The sequence below is a fragment of the Leucobacter fengyongliangi genome (assembly GCF_052386045.1).
The window spans coordinates 1,977,330-1,994,122 of the sequence record NZ_CM126356.1; the positions used below are offsets into that span (position 1 = coordinate 1,977,330).

Here is a 16,793-nt window from a genome sequence, read left to right on the forward strand (position 1 = left end):
GCCCAAGCAATGGAGTCCTCAATGTCGAGCACTGACACACCTGTCCACACTCACGGAGTGGGAATGCGCATCACCGTCGTGGTGCTCAGCCTCCTCCTGATCGCGATGACCGCGCTCTTCTTCGTCACACATTCGACGGTCGCGGGCGGTGCGGGGCAGCTTGCCAGAGGCACGGTGCAGGCCAACGACGGAGCGGCGACGCTCGCCGCTGGCGCAGCACGCCTTGAGGCAGGAGCCTCTGACCTCGCCGCTGGCGCCGAGCGCCTCAACACCGGCGCAACGTCGGCGAACGCTGGCGCAAGCCGCGTCGCTGCGGGAGCTACCTCGGCCGCCGATGGGGCCGCACGGCTCCTCACTGGGGCGGGCACCCTGAACACCGGAGCCAGCACCGCTGCGATCGGAGCAGAAACGCTCGCGAACGGCGCAAACTCGGCCGCTGCGGGTGCGGGCACGCTCGCGGGTGGGGCCAGCACGGCAGCCGCAGGCGCACAGTCGCTCGCCGCAGGTGCGACTGAGCTCGCGACCAAGCTAGCTGCGGGTATACCTGCCGCTAGCCAAGCCAAACAGGACATTGTGGGCTTCGGGGCGCAGACCGTTGCCCTGGGTCAGGGCGCAGCTCAGGTAGATGCCGGCATTCAGCAGGTTCATGCAGGTCTCGGGAGCGCGCAGAGTCTCTCGAGCACCCTCCTGAACGTCCCGGGCCAGCCCGCAACCAACGTCGACGCGAGCGTCAGCAAGATCGCCACCATGATCGGAACAATCAACCACCCGCTACTTGATGATGCTTCCAAGTTGGCCGCGTTGCAGGGAATACTCAATGATCCCGCATTCCAGACGCAAGTGGTGACGCTCAATGCCACCATTCAATCGCTTCGGGCCGGCACGGCTCCGACGAGCACTCTCGGAGGAGGAGCCGCCCTGGTGTCCACTGGCGCTGGCACTCTCGCCACCAAGGGTCCCGCAATTGAGGCGGGAATCACGTCACTCGCCAATGGCATCATCTCGGGCAGCGATGGTGCGAGTCGCGTCTCTACAGGCGCCTCGAGTCTTGCTGCCGGCACCAACCAACTCGCAACTGGGGCGGCAAGCCTTTCGGCTGGGACCGGAACGCTCGCAGCGGGCGCCGCAAACCTCGCTGCGGGTAACTCGCGTCTCGCTGCTGGCGCCTCAGAGTTGAACACCGGTGCGACCACACTGGCCGAAGGGACCGGTACGTTGCGCGACGGTGCCGCGAGCCTGGCAGACGGCACCGGCACGCTGAGCGGGGGTACGAGCGATCTCTTGGAGGGGGCGACGACACTCAAAGACGGCACCGGAGAACTTTCCGAGGGTGCCACCACCCTGGCGGACGGCAGCACACAAATCAACGAGGGTGCGGGCACTCTCGCCGAGGCGACCGCCGGCATCGGGCCGACGATCTTGCCATGGGTCGCGGGGATCGTATTCGCGGGCCTCATCGCCGTGGGGTTCTGGGTGGGGCACCGAGTGTCTCACCGAAACCACCTGGCGAAGCGCGGGGTCGCACTCTAGCACGATCGGCACAGATGGGTGAGGGGTGGGCCGAAAACGTCGGCCCACCCCTCACCCATCGATCCACCCCGAATAATTAGCCGAGCAGGTCACCCATTTGCTTGGCGATCGTCTCGGCTGCCTTCTTGGGGCTCAGCCGCGCGAGCTTGTCCATGATCGCCGCATCCTTACCGATCGTGGCGCGGAACTTGCCCTTCTCAATGGCCTCTTCAACAATGACTCGTCCCGCCTCAGACGGGGACATCGTCTTGTGCGTGGATTCTGCGGCCGATTCGGCACCGCTTCCGATGCGCACACCCGAGTTCTGAGCGATATTTGTGCCGATCGCGCCCGGGAACACGACGGAGACCGCCACGTCCGTGTCCATGAGTTCTGCGTACAGGGCCTCGGAGAGCAGCCTGACAGCCGCCTTGGACGCGCCGTAGACGGCCTGACCGGGCACCGGCGCGTAGGCACCCATGCTCGAAATATTCACCAGCGACGCTTCGGGCCGCTCAACAAGCACAGGCAGGAACGCCTTCACCATGTTGATGACACCCCAGAAGTTCACGTTCATGATCTTTTCGATCTCGCTGAAGGGGAGGTCGATCACACGAACGAACTGCTGGATCACGCCGGCGATGTTGATCAGCCCATCGACCTGCCCATGCGCTTCTTGAACTACCGCGGGGAGCGCGGCTGTGGCGTCACGGTCGGTGATATTCACCGCGTGCGTGGTGAAGTGGGCACCGGCGTTTGCAAGTTTTGCGGTTTCCGCGAGCCCCTGTTCATTGAGGTCTATCCCGGCGACCCGGGCGCCCTTCGCGAGTAACTGCAGGGTGACCTCGCGACCAATACCGTTCCCGGCCCCCGTCACAACGAAAACTTTGCCTTGTACGTTCACTGATGAGCTCCCTGCTCTCTCTGCACCGACTGTGGAGGGTGCGCCTGTGCCTGATTCTCTCGCACGCACACCCTCACTCGAACAAGTTTGTCGCCGCCGCTAGGTTGGGTGTCATGCAGGTTATTCAGGTCAGCGCGATCGTCATGCGCGATCCTCGCGGATATGTGCTCAATGTGCGCAAACGTGGCACCACGATGTTGATGCTTCCCGGTGGCAAGCCCGAGCAAACCGAGAGCCCGGCAGAGACCGCGATCCGGGAGTTCCAGGAGGAACTGGGAATCGGCCTCGATCCCGCGCTTCTCAAGCCACTCGGCGAGTTTCGGGCCGCTGCGGCGAACGAGCCAGACCATACCCTCATCGCGCACGTATTCACACATCCGTTCGTCGCGGGTGTGCGCGCACTCGCTGAAATTGATCACCTCGAGTGGATCCACCCATCGACTGCACGAACAGATCTTGCGCCACTCACGATCGACTGTGTATTTCCAGCACTTTTGGAGCAATCCGCACATTTTTAGGCACCACGCGATGGGTTCACACTGCGAAGGTGCTGAGTTCCTCGGTACATACAGCCCTGCGTATACTTCCCCCTCTAGCCTGAGAAGAAGCGATCGGCACCTGCCTTTGGCTGATAAGACAAGCGAACCGGCACACGGTTGGCCGAATGCCAAGGATGTTCAGTATTTCTGCTACTCAGGTCACATCGCTTTCGAATCTCGGACCACTGCGCCAGACCTACTCGCGCACCGAGGACTTCCCCAAAATGGCCCGCGCATACTCGCAGGTCTCACAGACGGTCAAGGAAAGCGGCCTGCTGCGCCGCGCACCATGGTTTTACGCCATGGTCGGCACCCTGATCGCGCTCGGCTTCGGCGGAGCGATTACCGGATTCATTCTGCTCGGTGACAGCTGGTTCCAGCTCCTCATCGCCGCAGCATTCGGACTACTGTTCACGCAGGTCGCGTTCATCACGCACGAGGCCGCGCACCGTCAGGTGCTCGCAAAGGTAACTGCGAATGATCGTCTGGCTCGCCTGCTTGCCGGGTTCGTCGGGCTGAGCTACTCGTGGTGGGACTCGAAGCACAGTCGCCACCACTCCAACCCGAACGTGGTGGGCAAAGATCCCGACATCGACGTCGACACAATCTCATTTGTGCAGGAGGACGCGGCGAAGTCGCGCGGCCTGGTTCGCATGATTACCCGCAAGCAGGGCTGGTTGTTCTTCCCGCTGCTCACCCTTGAGGGCGCGAACCTGCATTTCCAGAGCATCAAGTACCTGGTCTCCCGCGAGCCGATCAAACGTCGCTGGACCGAGCTCGGTCTGATCACACTCCGCTTCGCGCTGTTCCTGACGCCACTCTTCATGTTCCTGCCAATCGGCATGGCCTTCGCGTTCCTGGGTGTACAGCTTGCCGTCTTCGGCGTGTACATGGGAGCTTCCTTCGCTCCGAACCACAAAGGGATGCCGATCCTTGAGCGCGATATTCGCATTGACTTCTTCACGAAGCAGGTGCGCACCTCACGAAACATCTCCGGCGGCTGGTGGGCAACCTGGCTGATGGGTGGTCTCAATTACCAGATCGAGCACCACCTGTTCCCCAACATGCCTCGACCGCACCTCGCGAGGGCACGCGAGATCGTGCGCGAGTACTGCGAGACTATGAACGTGCCCTACACCGAGACCACACTGCTTCGCTCCTACGCGATCGTGATCGACTACTTGAACCGCGTCGGGCTTGCAGCACGCGACCCGTTCGAGTGCCCGATCACCGCGGAGTACCGCCGCGGCTAACCCGAGATGCGAGGAGCCGGCAGCCTGAGCGCTGTTCGGCTACTCGATCGGTGCAGCGGGGCCGGGAGCCGGAGCCGCCTGCACCTGCTCCGTGTGACTGGCGTGAAGCGTGTGCCGCTTCCGCCCGAGTCGCACGAGCCACAGCACGAGCAGCACGATGGCGGCGACCAGAATCGTCCACGGCAGCAAGACACCGAAGAGCACCAGCGCCGCGGCACCCGCTTTGAGAAGCGAATCAAGACCGGCAACGAGGCCCTCCCAGAAGTTGGACGGCCCACCCGGCAGCACGCTCTCGGTCTCGAGCGAGATCCAGATGCTCGAATAGCTGACCTGACTCTCGAGTGATTGCAGCTGAGCGCGCAGCGAGTCGAGCTCCTGCTGCCGCTGCGACAGCGCAGCCTCCGCCTCGATGAGTTCGCCAGTAGTCGCGGCACCCGACATCAGTTCCGTGAGCCGATCCACTGAACCCTGTAGCGCATCAACGCGAGCCTCAAGGTCGACGTATTGCAGTGTGATGTCCGTCGCCGATCGGCTTTGGTTCACCACCTCACCCACCTCACCGAGCGCGTCGAATGCCGCGTCAAACTCGTCGGCCGGCACCCGAATTGAAAGGGTTGCGCGGGCCCGCGAGTCTTCGCCGGCCTCGCTGACAGTCTGCGAATCGACGTACCCACCGAGACGCTCGGCGAGGTCGCGCACCTCCTCCGCTGCGCCAGTGGGGTCGTCGACCACCAGGGTCGCATCCCCCGAGTGGATCACCTGCTGCCCCACGCGCTGCGCCTCTGTGGCCTGATCCGCCATCTCGGCCCCCTCGGGCGAAATGGCGACGCCCTCAGAACTGCGCGTGGACTGGTCGAGGCTGGCCGCGGAATCGGACCCGGCAAGCCCGCTGGTGCACGCGGAGAGCGGCACGACGAGAAGCGCGGCGGCAAGGAGGGCGACAAGCGAGCGACGTGGGTGCATACTCGAAGGGTAACGCCCCGGGCCCACATCCGGGCCGGAATGATACCCAGTGGTTATCTGGCTCATCGCATTTGTGAGTGTAGATACGGTCTGAACCCGCCAGCCTCAAGGAGCGACCGGGCGATGTAGTTCGTGAGGTTCCTAAACCCCAGCGCGGACCCGCGGAGGTGCTCGAGCCTGCCGTTGATCGCTTCGGTTGGTCCGTTCGATGTCCTCGGGTGATCGAAATACGCGAGGATGTCCACCCTTCGCCGGTCGAGCGTGTACGCGAGTTTCCGGAGCTCGGTGAACCTGGCCGGCGTGGTCTGTTTCACCGTGTCGATGATTTCCCGTAACCGCTTCCGGCCGAGACCTGCGAGCTTCTCCCGGTACGCGGCGACGACTTGCTGGTACACGCGCCATGCCCGCCACACATCCCCATGACGGGGGTCAGCGAACACCGCATCAAGCCTCGCTTGCTGCTTTACGGTGAGGAACGCCTCCCCGGTTCTGAGGACCCGCCGCACCCCGTAGAGCGGGTCTTTCGCGCGGCCCCGATGCCCAAGGGTTTCCTGTTGCACCCGCTGCCTGGTGCGGTCGAGCATGTCACCGGCGAGCTGGACAACATGGAACGGGTCCATCACCTCGACGGCATCAGGGAGGTGCTCTTTCGATGCGGTCTTGAACCCGGTGAACCCGTCCATCGCGACGACCTCGATCCCGTCACGCCAAGCTTGTGTGCGCTCACTCAGCCAGCGACTGAACACCTGCTTCGAGCGACCCGGCACCATGTCGAGGAGCCTGGCCGGGCCGCGTTTCTCACGTACCGGGGTGAGATCGATGAGCACGGTGACGTATTTGTCTCCGTAGCGGGTGTGCCGCCACACATGCTCATCAACACCGATCACCGTGACCCTGTCAAACCGGGCCGGGTCGCTGATCAGCGCCCGGTGACCCTCGGCCAGGATCGCGGTGTTCGCGGTGTGCCAAGACACCCCGAGATTCGCGGCCGTGCGCGACACGGTGAGGTGATCGATCACGACCGCTTCGAGCGCGAAGCGCAGCCCTGCCCGGGTGATTTTCGCCCGTTCCGGCGCGACCATGCTGGTGTCTTCACGCCATACCTTCCGGCACCAATCACACCGGTATCGGCGCACCCGGATCTGGAGCGTCGTGGCACGATGCCCGAACGGGGTATGCGCCAAGGTCCGCGTCACGGTATCGCGCAGCACGCCCTCAGCGCCACACCGCCGACACCACGGGTCGGGCTCGATGACGCGGCAGTCCAGCACGACCCTGCCGGGCTCGAATCTTTGCCCGACCGCGGTCAGGCCGAGCTCATCAAGTCGGCAGAAAGTCGTGAGATCGGCAGGTTGGAAGGTAGCGTGGTGCATGTCGAGGTCTTTCGGATGGGGAGCGTCAGAACTTCCATCATCGGGAGACCTCGACCCATCTCCACGGCACCACACCGCGGAGCACTTCTACACTCTTAAATGCGAAGAGCCGGTTATCTTTGGCGCGCTGCCTCACTGCTCACAGGCTAAGCGCCGCGGCAACCGAGGCGAAGGCCGTGCGGTTTATTGCGTAGTGCGCCCACTTGCCGCGCTGTTCGCGCGTCACAAGCCCCGCCTCCGCGAGAATCTTCATGTGATGCGAGACGGTCCCCTGCGAGAGGCCCACCGGATCGGTGAGATCGCAGGTACACGCCTCGCCGGTCTCGCTTGCGGCAATCAATGCAATCAGGCGCAAACGAGCCGGGTCACCCAGTGCTTTGAAGACGCGGGCCGTGGCCTCGGCATCGCTGGGGCTCAGCGGGGTCGCGACCGGTGTGACGCAGCAGCCTGTGTCTGTGGCGGGACCCGAGCGTTGCGCGGTGGCAGCCATCGGCCTAGACCCGGACAGGCATGAGACCGAGCTGAATCGGCTGCGGGGCTGGCGCGCAGCACCCTCCCCCACCGGCCGCCTCGGGCGCGTCGAACACGCCAGCTCCGCCACACACCCCGGTGTCTGGCAGTACGAGCTCGACCCGGGCGGCCGCCTCGCGGTCGCCGGAGAGCTCCGCCGCGACGCTCCGCACCTGCTCAAACCCGGTGAGCGCGAGGAACGTGGGGGCCCGGCCGTACGACTTCGCGCCCACAATAAAGAACCCCGGCTCGGGGTGTGCGAGATCCGCCGCGCCGGTTGCGCGCACCGAGCCGCACGAGTGCAGGTTCGGATCCACCTCGGTGGCCACCCGCACGGGGGCCTGCAGGCGCACGTCAAGATCGAGGCGCACCTCGGACAGGAATGACAGGTCGGGTCGGAAGCCGGTGAGCACGATCACCTGATCTGCTGGTGCAAGGGATCGGCCGTCTTCTGAGTGCACGACCGCGCGGACACCCTCGAGCGTGAAGCGCTCGGTGCGAAAGCCGGTGACGAGATCGACGAGGCCAGCCTCGACGGCTTCCTTCGCCTTCTGGCCCAGGGCCCCGCGCTCGGGCAGCTCGTCGGCGGTGCCGCCGCCGAAGGTATTCCCAACCTGCCCGCGACGCAGCACCCAAGTGATGCGGGTGTCGGGGTGCTTCTTCGCGACCTTCACTAACTCAAGGATCGCGGTTGCCGCGGAATGGCCGTTGCCGATGACGACAGCATGGCGACCCGCGCACGCCGGAATCTCGTCGGACGAGGGAATGCGGTAGCTCACGATGCCGGCCGCCTGCGCGGCGCGCTCGCCGAGCGCGGGTAGGCCATCGGCACCCGCGGGGGTCGGTGAACGCCAGGTGCCTGAAGCATCGATGACGGCAGCGGCCTCAATGCGCTCTTCGCCGCCGTCCGACCGCTCGACGTGCACCACGAAGGGTGCCTCGGCCCGGCCCTCGTCTACCGAAAGGTCGCGACCCTTGCGCCCCACTCCCACCACGCGCGCCCCGGTGAGCACGCGGTCGCCGAGCGCCACAGCAAGTGGCGCAAGGTACTCGCTGATCCACTGCGCACCGGTCGGAAAGCCGCGCTCAGGCGACACCCAGCCCGTGGGCTCAAGCAGACGGCGCGCCGCCTCGTCGACCAGCTCGGGCCAGGGCGAGAAGAGACGCACGTGCGCCCAGCCTGCGACGGCCGCGGCGGGCGTGTCACCTGATTCAAGCACGAGCGGATCGAGACCGCGCTCGATGAGGTGCGCGGCTGCGGCAAGGCCCTGCGGGCCAGCTCCGATAACGACGGTGGGGAGCATGTGGCGTGTCTCACTTCCATTGATGAACGTCAATACGTACGAGTGTGCACCACGCATTGATGAATGTCAATATGAGATTTCGGGCTCAGGCCCCCGCGGCCTCCCACACCGCGGCGATCGGGATCTCACGACGCAGCACGCGCTCGGCCGCCCGATGCCCCGACATGAATGCCGCGGTGACGGTTGCCGGATCGTCTGACCACGTAGCCTCGCCAGCGAGGTGCAGCACCCCACCAATTGGGTCGGCAAGCCGCTCGTGATCCTCGATGCGCGATCCGACCGTCATGTAGGCATACGAGCCGTGCGCGTACGGGTCGTCTTGCCAGCGGGTCACCACGGCCTCGACCGGATCCACTACCGCGTCACCGAAGAGGTCGCGCAGGCCCAGCATCACCGACCCCACGATGCGCTCGTCGGCCCAATCGCGGGTCTCGCGCGCGCAGGGGCCGGCGGCGAAGGTGAGCAGCGTCGGCACCCCGTGCAGCTCGGTGAGGTCGTACCACGAGTGCCACCACTCCCCCGTGACACCCTGCCTGCGCAGCGCGTATACATCTTCGGGCCAGAAGCGGTGCGGAAAGCGCAAGACCACCTTCTCGAAGGCGTTCATTTCGAGGCCGTCGAGCGCCTCCCGGGTCTTCTCGGGAAGGGGCGGTTCAAACTCAAGCTCCCCCGATTTCAGCACCCCCACGGGCGCGGTGACGATCGCCTGGTCGGCTGTGAACTCGCCCCGTGCGGTCGACACGGCAACCCCCGCCGGGTGCCAGTCGACTCGGGTCACGACGTGATCGAGTCGCACGTCGAGCCCTCCGGCCAAGTGGCCCGCCAGCTCGTCGTAGCCGTCGGGAAACACGACCTCGTCGCCGTCAATCGTGTCGTCGTCAAGCCCGTGCGCATCGAGGTCGCCGATCCACGCCCCGTACTGCTCCTCGGTGCGGTGTTGCATGAACTCGCGCACTCGCGCGGTGCGGGCCGCGCCCATGCGCAGCCGATCCAGCGTCTCGTCGACCACCTGGGCGTACGAGGTGCCGCGGGTGGATCGGCCAATCGTCACGGCGAGCTCCGTGTCGAAGGCGTGCACGTCAGCGGCAAACCGGGCGGCCTCCTCGTCGCTCAGCCGGGTGCCGTCGGGGCCGAAGTAGGCGATGGGCCGACCGTCGGGCTGGAAGCTGCCGACCGTGAATTCGCGTGTGCGCATGCCGAAGGCTTGGGCGGCCGCGGCGACCGGTGCCTCGTGGATGCCGTGGATCCACGAGGCACCGCGGTCGACCGGAAACGCACCTGTGCGGTCGGTGTGCACGCGCCCACCGATGCGGTCTCGCGTCTCGAGCACCACGACTCGTTGCCCTGCCCGCGCGAGCAGGCGAGCTGCGGTGAGCCCAGCGATGCCGGCCCCCACGATGACGGTATCAGTGTGTGTCATGTTGCACTCGCTTCCCCGAAGCATCCGAATTCCGTGGCCGATTAGTCGAACAGGCCCGACTCGTCGAGCCAGCGTTCGGCGATGACCTGTACCGAGAGCTTGTCGACTGAGCTCAGCGTGTTGAGTTCGATCAGCATCGCCGTGGTGAGGGCACCCTGCACCGTGTTGATCGCTTCCACCACCACAGGTTCAGCCTTCGCCGACGAAATCAGCGGCACCACGTTCTGGGCGAGAATCATGTTCTCTGGGTCGGCCAACGTCACCAGGTTGTTCTCGGCGATCGATGGAGTGGTCGAATAGATATTCGCCAGTTGCACCTGCCCGTCGAGCAACGCTTTCAGCGTGTTTGGCCCGCCCCCATCGTTGATGGGCACGAGGGTGACCTCAGCGCCGTAGATGTCACGCAGCCCCGGGATTCCGTAAGGGCGCTCGGCGAACTCGGGGTTCGCGGCGACCGACAGCGGCACGGGCACGTTCACAAGGTCGGCAAGACTCGTCACCCCGTACTCCTCGCTGAACTCGGCGGTGACGTTGTACGAGTCGGCATCGGCTGCCTCGGCCTGGTCAAGCACCTCGAAGCCCTCGGGTACCGCCGCGACGAGCGCCGCATACACCTCGTCTTTCCCCTGCGCCTCGGCCTCCGCGTCAAAGAACTGCAGCAGGTTTCCCGTGTACTCGGGCACCAGGTCAATCGAACCGTCCTCAAGCGCGGCGATGTACACGTCTCGTGCACCGATCGCCGGGGTCACGCTCACCTCAACGCCCGAACGTTCAAGCGCCCCCGCGTAGATGTACGCAATGATCTCAGATTCGGCGAACGCCGCCGAGCCAACGGTGACGCTGCCCGCAGAGCCGGTGTCTCCGCCGCCACTCCCCGCATCGTTCCCGAGCGGATCACCCGACGCACACCCCGTCAGCGTCAGCGCGACCACGGCGAGCGCCGCCCCTGCCAGCATGAGTTTCTTTCCTGCAGTCATGACGCGTTCCTTTCATCGGAGTTGTTTATGACGGTACTGGGGTTCGAACACTGGTGCCGCGATCGGACGCACGGGCACGCACCCCGCGCGGCGTGATCCACCGCTCGATCGCGGCGAACAGCACATCGACGACAAGCGCGAGCGCGATGACGAGCAGCGATCCACCGAGCATCTGTGCGTAGTCGCGCACCGCGAGCCCGTCGATGAGGAACCGACCGAGGCCGCCCAGCGGCAGGAACGCGGCGACGGTCCAGGTGGCAATGACCTGCAAGGCGGCTGCGCGTATACCGCCAACGATCAGCGGGAGCGCGAGCGGCAGCTCGACCTGAAAGATGACTTGCCAACGAGTGAAACCGATCGCTCGAGCGGCATCCGTGGTGGCGGGGTCGATTGCGTCAAGGCCCGAGTACGCGCCCGCAAGGATCGGTGGCACCGCAAGGATCACGAGTGCGATGAGTGGGGGCACGAGACCGGTACCAAGCAACAGTGCGAGCAGGGTGACGAGCCCGAGTGTCGGTAGTGCCCGAAGTGCCCCGGTGAACGGCACAACAATTTCGCGCCCGCGACCCGTATGGCCGATCGCCACCCCCACGGGCAGCGCGATCAACGCGGCGATCACGATCGTGAGACCCGAATACCCGGCGTGTTCGATGAGTCGTTGCCAGATGCCGGTCGGCGACTCCCAGTTGCCTGGGGTAGCGAGCCAGACAAACGCCTCCTCGAGCGGGTTCATGCGTGTGCTCCGGCGGGTTCGATGGTGGATCGGCCCGCTGCCCTGGTGGCTGGACGTGCTCGACTGCTCACCCGTGTCCACGGCATCAGCAGGCGGCCCAGAAACACGAGGCACGTGTCGAATATCAGCGCAATGGCCACGGTGCCAATCACTCCGACGGCGATCTCTGTCGGAAATGCCCGCTGGTACCCGTTCACAAAGAAGTAGCCGAGCGATTGCACACCGATCAGCGCGCCCACGGTCACCAGGCTCACGGTGCTCACCGAGACCACCCGGATTCCGGCGAGCAGGACGGGGCCGGCGGCGGGCAGTTCTACCCCCCAGAATCGTTGCCAGGCACTAAAACCGATGGCCTGCGACGAGAGACGGAGCTCGTTCGGCACCGAGGCCAGCGCATCGGCGGTGGTGCGCACCATCAGCGCGAGCGCGTACAGGGTGAGCGCGACGACCACGTTGATGGGGTCAAGAATGCGCGTGCCGATAAGGGCAGGCATGACGACGAACAGGGGAAGGGATGGGATCGCGTAGAGGATCCCCGCCGCACCGAGGATCGTGCCGCGGCTCCAGCGGCGTCGGTTCGCGACCCACCCGATCGGCAACGAAAGCGCCGTACCGACGATGATCGGCACGATCGCGAGCACCATGTGCTGCCCGGCGTACTGCGCGACTTGCACCCAGTTGTCGACCACCCAGTTCATCGCGGCAGGCTCATCTCAGAATGCTTCGCGGTCTGCCTGCGTCGATGAACTCGGCAACAAACGCATCGGCGGGCTCGTGCAGCAGTTGCTCGGGGCTGCCGAATTGTGCGAGCACCCCTCCGGGCTTGAACAGCGCGACGCGATCCCCCAACAGGAAGGCCTCGTCGATGTCGTGCGTCACGAACACCACAGTCTTCCCCAGGTCTCGCTGCAGTCGCTGCAATTCTCGCTGCAGATCGGCGCGCACCACCGGGTCGACCGCGCCAAACGGCTCGTCCATCAGTAGAATGTCGGAATCGGCGGCGAGCGCGCGCGCCACCCCGACCCGCTGCTGTTGCCCCCCAGAGAGTTGGGCGGGATATCGACGTGCAAGCTTCGGATCCAGCCCCACATCGCGCATTAACGCGAGTGCACGTTCGCGCGCATCTGCACGCTTCGCGCCGCGCAGCACCGGCACGGTCGCGATGTTGTCGATGACGGTTCGGTGCGGCATCAGGCCAGCGTGCTGCATCACGTATCCGATCGAGCGGCGCAGTTCGACCGGTTCCACGCCGGCCACGTCGATGCCGCCGACCAACACGTGCCCCGATGTCGGATCGATCATGCGGTTGATCATCCGCAGCACCGTTGTCTTGCCGCAGCCGGAGGAACCCACGAGGCAGGTGATGGTGCCGAGGCCCAATGCCAGGTCGAGTTGATCGACGGCGAGCGTGCCATCGGGAAAGCGCTTCGAGACGCCCCGAAACTCGACGGCCGGGGCAGGAGGATTGTGGTCCACACTGCTCAAATTATCACGAACCGTCTCGCACACCGCGAGCAAACAGCACATGCATGAGAGGGAGGGCCGAGAGTGCAATCAGCACGGTGCCCAGCACCGTATCGTCTGCACGCAGCACTGAGCCGGCGATCAGGAGGGCTCCGAAGAGCAGGGCCGACACTGCCCGGCGGCCGGTGCGTTCCAGGCGCGCCACCTTGCGTTCCAGGCGGGGGTTGGCCACCTCAAGTGATCCCTCCTCGATACGCGTGAGCACCGCATCGAGGCGTTTCGGCAGCCGCCAGGCGACTCCGGCGACCTCAAGAACCTGTTGTGCAGCGTCCATCACGACGTTGCCGCGTTCGTCGCGCAGCAGCTGTGCCGCGTAGGGCTCGACCGAGTCCCACAGGTTGAACTCTGCATCGAGCGCGCTGCACACTCCAGATACGAGTGACATGGCTCGGATCACGAGCAAGAAGTTCTCGGGGAGTTGAAAGGGCAGAGACCGAATCACGTCGCCAAATTGCACGGCAAAATCGCGAAACTCGCGCGGATCCACCTCTCGGAGTTCAGCGAACCCCATTCCCCCGAAGCGGGCGAAGAGCTCGGTCATCGCCCGCTCGAGTTCCCGAGTGTCGGCCGACGGAAGCAGCACACCGACGTTTCGGATCGCCTCCACCAGCCCCTTTCCGTCGCGCGAAGCGGCCGCGAACAGCAGCTTGCGCAGGCCGCTGCGCGTGCTCGCGGGAACCTCGCCCATCATCCCAAAGTCGATGAACGTGAGTTGCCAGGGTGCGCTGTCGGCGTTCGCGGTGCGTGGTGTCACGAACACGTTGCCGGGGTGCGGATCTGCGTGGAAGAAGCCGTGGGTGAAGAGCTGATCGAACATCACCGAGGCAAATACGTGGGCGACCTCGGCCGGGTCGATGCCGGCCGCGCGCAAGGCGTCCCCATCGGTGATCTTGATCGCGGTCACGTCTTCGAGGGTGAGCACGCGCCGAGTCGAACGCTCCCACACAATTGCTGGCACCCCGACCCGACTGTCACCTGCGAAGTTCGTGGCAAACCGCTCGGCGTTCTGCGCCTCGTGCAGGTAATCGATCTCTTCGAGGCTGGTCACCGCAAATTCCTCGACGAGCGCGGGCATATCGACGCGGCTCGACACGAGTCGCACTCGGCTCAGCCACCCGCCGACCTTGCGCAACGCGGCCAGGTCGACTTCTACGATTTCGTCAATCCCGGGCCGCTGCACCTTGATCACGACAGCGGCGAATCCAACGTCCTCGGCATCCGCGGATGCGAGCGTTGCACGGTGTGCTTGGCCGAGCGAAGCCGCGGCGAGCGGTGTCTCCTCAACCGATCCAAACACCCGCTCGAGGGGCATGCCCAGTTCTGCCTCGGCGCGTGCGCGGATCTGCGCAAAGTCGACCGGAGGCACCTCGTCTTGCAGCCCCTCAAGTTCGGCCGTGATCTCAGGCGGCAACACGTCGAGCCGCGACGACATGAACTGGCCGACCTTGATCATTAGGCCACCCAACTCCACCGCCAGCACGTGAAACCGGCGAGCGAAGAGGCGCATGCGCCTGGCCCGGGTGCGCTCCGCGATCTTCACGAGGCCAATCCGGGGCAAGAACAGCTCGTACCACCAGGTGACCGCGAGATTCCATCCCGCGAAGCGGAGGATGCGACGATACCGCGCTCGATGTCGTGCAGCGCCGGGCCCCGAATGCTCGGAGCCCGGTCGAACCGGTGGCACCCGCGTCAGTCCTGGGCGAGGATCGCGTAGAGCCTGCGCCGCGCCTCGTCAATTACTGCAACGGCCTGCTGGATCTGCTCCGGGGTGCCCGTGCGATTGACCTGAGCGGCAGCCTGCGCAAGCTCGACCCCCGCCTTCGGGAGCGCGGCAAACTTGGAGCCGTGACTCTGCCCCTCGGCAGCGGATTCCCACGGAGCTGATCCACTGAGCTCTGCCGCTTCTGCACGACCCGAGTCGGTGAGGGAATAGGTTTTGCGACCGTTGGATTCCTCGGCGCTCACGAGACCCTCGTCTGCGAGAAGCTGGAGGGTCGGGTAGACGGAGCCAGCGCTCGGCTTCCACGCGCCCGCCGTGCGTTCCTCGATCTCGCGAATGATCTGGTAGCCGTGCATCGGTTGCTCGGCGAGCAAGGCCAACACCGCGGTGCGCACCTCACCCTTGCCGACACGGGTGCCCACGCGCTTCTCAAACACTGTCTTCAGCTGCTCCATGGCCTGCCACATGCTGTCTGTGTTCAGACCCGCGCCGAACCCTCCGGCTGGGAATGATTGACTCATGATGTCCTCCTCGGTGTTGCGTTCCGGCGAACCGTGAACGATACTCAACAACATATCACTGAAAGGCTGAACGATATAGGGGAATTGTCGGGCACGTGGACGCGGACGGCGATTGCGGATCCCGTCGGGAACGTCGACCGACCGCGGTCGTCACTCCCAGATAGTGCCGCGCACAACGCCCATCAGCGTGCGCACGAGCACGAGCGCCCACACGGCGAGCAACACCACAGCCCGAAGCCCCACATGGCGATGCCCGCCGCGAGCGCCGCCGCGATCAGCGTGTTTCCGCCGGTGCCGAGCCGCGCGCTTGCCTCGGATCGCGAACCGGCGCTCGGGCGCTGCTCGCGGAGGAGTCATACGCACATCCTAAACTCGCGCGGCGGCCGACCCGGGGCCTGCGGACGCGCAGCCTCTTGTGATCCTGGCCACTCGCCAGGCGTCGCGACGAAGCTAGGCTGCGGGTGCGCGCAGGATCTTGTCCATCTTTTTCCCGCGGGCGAGCTCGTCAACGAGTTTGTCGAGATAACGCACCTCGCGCATGAATGGATCTTCGATCTCTTCAATGCGCACGCCGCAGATGACTCCGGTGATCAGAACCCGCGACTGGTTCAGGTTCGGTGCCTCTGCGAAAAATGCCTCGAAGCTCGTGTCGTCTGCAAGTAGGCGCGTGAGGTCGGACGCGTCGTAGCCCGTGAGCCAGGTGATGATCTCGTCGACCTCTGCCTTCGTGCGACCCTTGCGCTCCGCCTTCGTGACGTAAAGGGGATAGACGCTCGCGACGCTCATGCGACGCATGCGTGCGATGTTGCTTGCTGCAGTAGCCATGCACCCAGTTTTCCAGATTTCGCGCGGTGCCGGTACCTGATCATGGCCGCCGTCGCCAGAGTTCACGACTGCCTGCAACGGGTCGTTGCGATCCTTAGTCCGTGGCGGTCTCACTGGGACTGTCGACGACCCCGATGAAACGGCTCCCGATACCGTTGACCTCCATCCGGCGCATCCCGGAGGCCATGTCTGGCAGCTCGCTGTAATGATGTTCAAAGCAAGAGAGGTAGGTGAAATCTGGCCACCATTTCTTTGGGCGGGTCATCTCGGAGAATCCACATATGACGCAGTTCAACTCCACCCATACGGGTCGATTGCCCGTGCGATTAGCGCGCGACTGCACCAGCCAAGCCGGCGGATTGGCCTCGAAGCGCTCGAACTCCTCCTCGGTCATGTGAAGTGGCAGACCGTGGCGTCTCACCATTTCGATCGAAATATCGAGTCGCTGGGCCAGTTCACGTTGGGAGATCACATCCCATTATCGCAAGTGTGCCCCGAGCGCGGTGCCTCATCACTCAGGATGAAGACTGTGATCCTCGAGGTCAGGTTCCGCCCGCACGGAGTCGGCAATCTCTTCCTCGGGACGCGGCGCGACGGTCTGGTCCATCTCGATTTCTGGGACGGAATGTTCCTCCGCAGTGGGAACGTGTTTCTGTGGGAAGCGTTCAGGGGAGAGAGACATGAGAATCCCTTCGGTCGGTAATAGCCCAGCGTAAGC

General features: G+C 64.9%; 19 protein-coding genes. 3 read left to right on the forward strand and 16 right to left on the reverse strand.

Going from position 1 to position 16,793, the window contains the following annotated elements; translation table 11 throughout:
- Positions 1–21: 21 nt before the first annotated feature.
- On the forward strand, positions 22–1,530 hold the full coding sequence (locus tag ACTNFK_RS09400; RefSeq protein WP_435936859.1) for a hypothetical protein: 1,509 nt from the start codon (positions 22–24) through the stop codon (positions 1,528–1,530).
- Positions 1,531–1,606: 76 nt separating this feature from the next.
- On the opposite strand, the gene ACTNFK_RS09405 is transcribed toward ACTNFK_RS09400, so the two are convergent.
- On the reverse strand, positions 1,607–2,413 hold the full coding sequence (locus tag ACTNFK_RS09405; protein ID WP_435936858.1) for an SDR family NAD(P)-dependent oxidoreductase: 807 nt from the start codon (positions 2,411–2,413) through the stop codon (positions 1,607–1,609).
- Positions 2,414–2,526: 113 nt separating this feature from the next.
- On the opposite strand from ACTNFK_RS09405, the gene ACTNFK_RS09410 reads away from it, so the two are divergent.
- A complete protein-coding gene (locus ACTNFK_RS09410; protein WP_435936857.1) occupies positions 2,527–2,931 on the forward strand; it encodes an NUDIX hydrolase in 405 nt (134 codons plus the stop codon).
- Positions 2,932–3,077: 146 nt separating this feature from the next.
- Complete coding sequence (locus ACTNFK_RS09415) at positions 3,078–4,205, forward strand: fatty acid desaturase family protein (RefSeq protein ID WP_435936856.1); 1,128 nt, start codon at positions 3,078–3,080, stop codon at positions 4,203–4,205.
- A 39-nt stretch (positions 4,206–4,244) separates the two neighbouring features.
- Here ACTNFK_RS09415 and ACTNFK_RS09420 read toward each other — a convergent pair whose 3' ends face one another.
- From ACTNFK_RS09420 to ACTNFK_RS09490, 15 genes are all read right to left on the reverse strand, one after another.
- Entirely contained in the window at positions 4,245–5,168 is a 924-nt protein-coding gene (locus ACTNFK_RS09420; protein ID WP_435936855.1) for a DUF4349 domain-containing protein, read from the reverse strand.
- Between the two features lie 62 nt (positions 5,169–5,230).
- The gene (locus ACTNFK_RS09425; protein ID WP_435936741.1) at positions 5,231–6,541 is read right to left on the reverse strand and encodes an ISL3 family transposase; all 1,311 of its coding nucleotides are present in this window, start codon (positions 6,539–6,541) and stop codon (positions 5,231–5,233) included.
- Positions 6,542–6,680: 139 nt separating this feature from the next.
- Positions 6,681–7,031, reverse strand: coding sequence for an ArsR/SmtB family transcription factor (locus ACTNFK_RS09430; RefSeq protein WP_435937694.1), 351 nt, complete (start codon positions 7,029–7,031; stop codon positions 6,681–6,683).
- Positions 7,032–7,035: 4 nt separating this feature from the next.
- Entirely contained in the window at positions 7,036–8,355 is a 1,320-nt protein-coding gene (locus ACTNFK_RS09435) for an NAD(P)-binding domain-containing protein (RefSeq protein WP_435937695.1), read from the reverse strand.
- An 85-nt stretch (positions 8,356–8,440) separates the two neighbouring features.
- A complete protein-coding gene (locus ACTNFK_RS09440) occupies positions 8,441–9,775 on the reverse strand; it encodes a flavin monoamine oxidase family protein (RefSeq protein ID WP_435937696.1) in 1,335 nt (444 codons plus the stop codon).
- Positions 9,776–9,816: 41 nt separating this feature from the next.
- Positions 9,817–10,752, reverse strand: coding sequence for an ABC transporter substrate-binding protein (locus tag ACTNFK_RS09445; protein ID WP_435937697.1), 936 nt, complete (start codon positions 10,750–10,752; stop codon positions 9,817–9,819).
- A gap of 25 nt (positions 10,753–10,777) precedes the next feature.
- The gene (locus ACTNFK_RS09450) at positions 10,778–11,485 is read right to left on the reverse strand and encodes an ABC transporter permease (RefSeq protein WP_435937698.1); all 708 of its coding nucleotides are present in this window, start codon (positions 11,483–11,485) and stop codon (positions 10,778–10,780) included.
- Positions 11,482–12,183 (reverse strand): ABC transporter permease, encoded by a 702-nt coding sequence (locus ACTNFK_RS09455; protein WP_435937699.1) that lies wholly within the window; start codon positions 12,181–12,183, stop codon positions 11,482–11,484. Before ACTNFK_RS09455 ends, ACTNFK_RS09450 begins: the two co-directional genes overlap by 4 nt.
- Before the next feature lie 10 nt (positions 12,184–12,193).
- On the reverse strand, positions 12,194–12,961 hold the full coding sequence (locus ACTNFK_RS09460; RefSeq protein WP_435937701.1) for an ABC transporter ATP-binding protein: 768 nt from the start codon (positions 12,959–12,961) through the stop codon (positions 12,194–12,196).
- 13 nt (positions 12,962–12,974) lie between these two features.
- Positions 12,975–14,693 (reverse strand): ABC1 kinase family protein, encoded by a 1,719-nt coding sequence (locus tag ACTNFK_RS09465; RefSeq protein ID WP_435937703.1) that lies wholly within the window; start codon positions 14,691–14,693, stop codon positions 12,975–12,977.
- Between the two features lie 5 nt (positions 14,694–14,698).
- Entirely contained in the window at positions 14,699–15,250 is a 552-nt protein-coding gene (locus ACTNFK_RS09470; RefSeq protein WP_435937704.1) for a PadR family transcriptional regulator, read from the reverse strand.
- 150 nt (positions 15,251–15,400) lie between these two features.
- Positions 15,401–15,607 (reverse strand): hypothetical protein, encoded by a 207-nt coding sequence (locus tag ACTNFK_RS09475; RefSeq protein WP_435937705.1) that lies wholly within the window; start codon positions 15,605–15,607, stop codon positions 15,401–15,403.
- 93 nt (positions 15,608–15,700) lie between these two features.
- Positions 15,701–16,075: a DUF2200 domain-containing protein gene (locus ACTNFK_RS09480; protein WP_435937706.1), complete on the reverse strand. Its 375-nt coding sequence runs from the start codon at positions 16,073–16,075 to the stop codon at positions 15,701–15,703.
- A 94-nt stretch (positions 16,076–16,169) separates the two neighbouring features.
- Positions 16,170–16,499, reverse strand: a complete 330-nt coding sequence (locus ACTNFK_RS09485; RefSeq protein WP_445117217.1) for a hypothetical protein — start codon at positions 16,497–16,499, stop codon at positions 16,170–16,172.
- An 87-nt stretch (positions 16,500–16,586) separates the two neighbouring features.
- Entirely contained in the window at positions 16,587–16,757 is a 171-nt protein-coding gene (locus ACTNFK_RS09490) for a hypothetical protein (RefSeq protein WP_435909533.1), read from the reverse strand.
- Between the last annotated feature and the right edge of the window lie 36 nt (positions 16,758–16,793).

What these genes read in the sequence shown, in the direction of transcription:
- ACTNFK_RS09435 (WP_435937695.1), bottom strand. Translation starts at nt 8,355, where the DNA reads ATGCTCCCCACCGTCGTTATCGGAGCTGGCCCGCAGGGCCTTGCCGCA.
- ACTNFK_RS09430 (WP_435937694.1), bottom strand. Translation starts at nt 7,031, where the DNA reads ATGGCTGCCACCGCGCAACGCTCGGGTCCCGCCACAGACACAGGCTGC.
- ACTNFK_RS09420 (WP_435936855.1), bottom strand. Translation starts at nt 5,168, where the DNA reads ATGCACCCACGTCGCTCGCTTGTCGCCCTCCTTGCCGCCGCGCTTCTC.
- ACTNFK_RS09490 (WP_435909533.1), bottom strand. Translation starts at nt 16,757, where the DNA reads ATGTCTCTCTCCCCTGAACGCTTCCCACAGAAACACGTTCCCACTGCG.
- ACTNFK_RS09440 (WP_435937696.1), bottom strand. Translation starts at nt 9,775, where the DNA reads ATGACACACACTGATACCGTCATCGTGGGGGCCGGCATCGCTGGGCTC.
- ACTNFK_RS09450 (WP_435937698.1), bottom strand. Translation starts at nt 11,485, where the DNA reads ATGAACCCGCTCGAGGAGGCGTTTGTCTGGCTCGCTACCCCAGGCAAC.
- ACTNFK_RS09475 (WP_435937705.1), bottom strand. Translation starts at nt 15,607, where the DNA reads ATGACTCCTCCGCGAGCAGCGCCCGAGCGCCGGTTCGCGATCCGAGGC.
- ACTNFK_RS09400 (WP_435936859.1), top strand. Translation starts at nt 22, where the DNA reads ATGTCGAGCACTGACACACCTGTCCACACTCACGGAGTGGGAATGCGC.
- ACTNFK_RS09415 (WP_435936856.1), top strand. Translation starts at nt 3,078, where the DNA reads ATGCCAAGGATGTTCAGTATTTCTGCTACTCAGGTCACATCGCTTTCG.
- ACTNFK_RS09445 (WP_435937697.1), bottom strand. Translation starts at nt 10,752, where the DNA reads ATGACTGCAGGAAAGAAACTCATGCTGGCAGGGGCGGCGCTCGCCGTG.
- ACTNFK_RS09485 (WP_445117217.1), bottom strand. Translation starts at nt 16,499, where the DNA reads ATGGTGAGACGCCACGGTCTGCCACTTCACATGACCGAGGAGGAGTTC.
- ACTNFK_RS09470 (WP_435937704.1), bottom strand. Translation starts at nt 15,250, where the DNA reads ATGAGTCAATCATTCCCAGCCGGAGGGTTCGGCGCGGGTCTGAACACA.
- ACTNFK_RS09480 (WP_435937706.1), bottom strand. Translation starts at nt 16,075, where the DNA reads ATGGCTACTGCAGCAAGCAACATCGCACGCATGCGTCGCATGAGCGTC.
- ACTNFK_RS09455 (WP_435937699.1), bottom strand. Translation starts at nt 12,183, where the DNA reads ATGAACTGGGTGGTCGACAACTGGGTGCAAGTCGCGCAGTACGCCGGG.
- ACTNFK_RS09410 (WP_435936857.1), top strand. Translation starts at nt 2,527, where the DNA reads ATGCAGGTTATTCAGGTCAGCGCGATCGTCATGCGCGATCCTCGCGGA.
- ACTNFK_RS09425 (WP_435936741.1), bottom strand. Translation starts at nt 6,541, where the DNA reads ATGCACCACGCTACCTTCCAACCTGCCGATCTCACGACTTTCTGCCGA.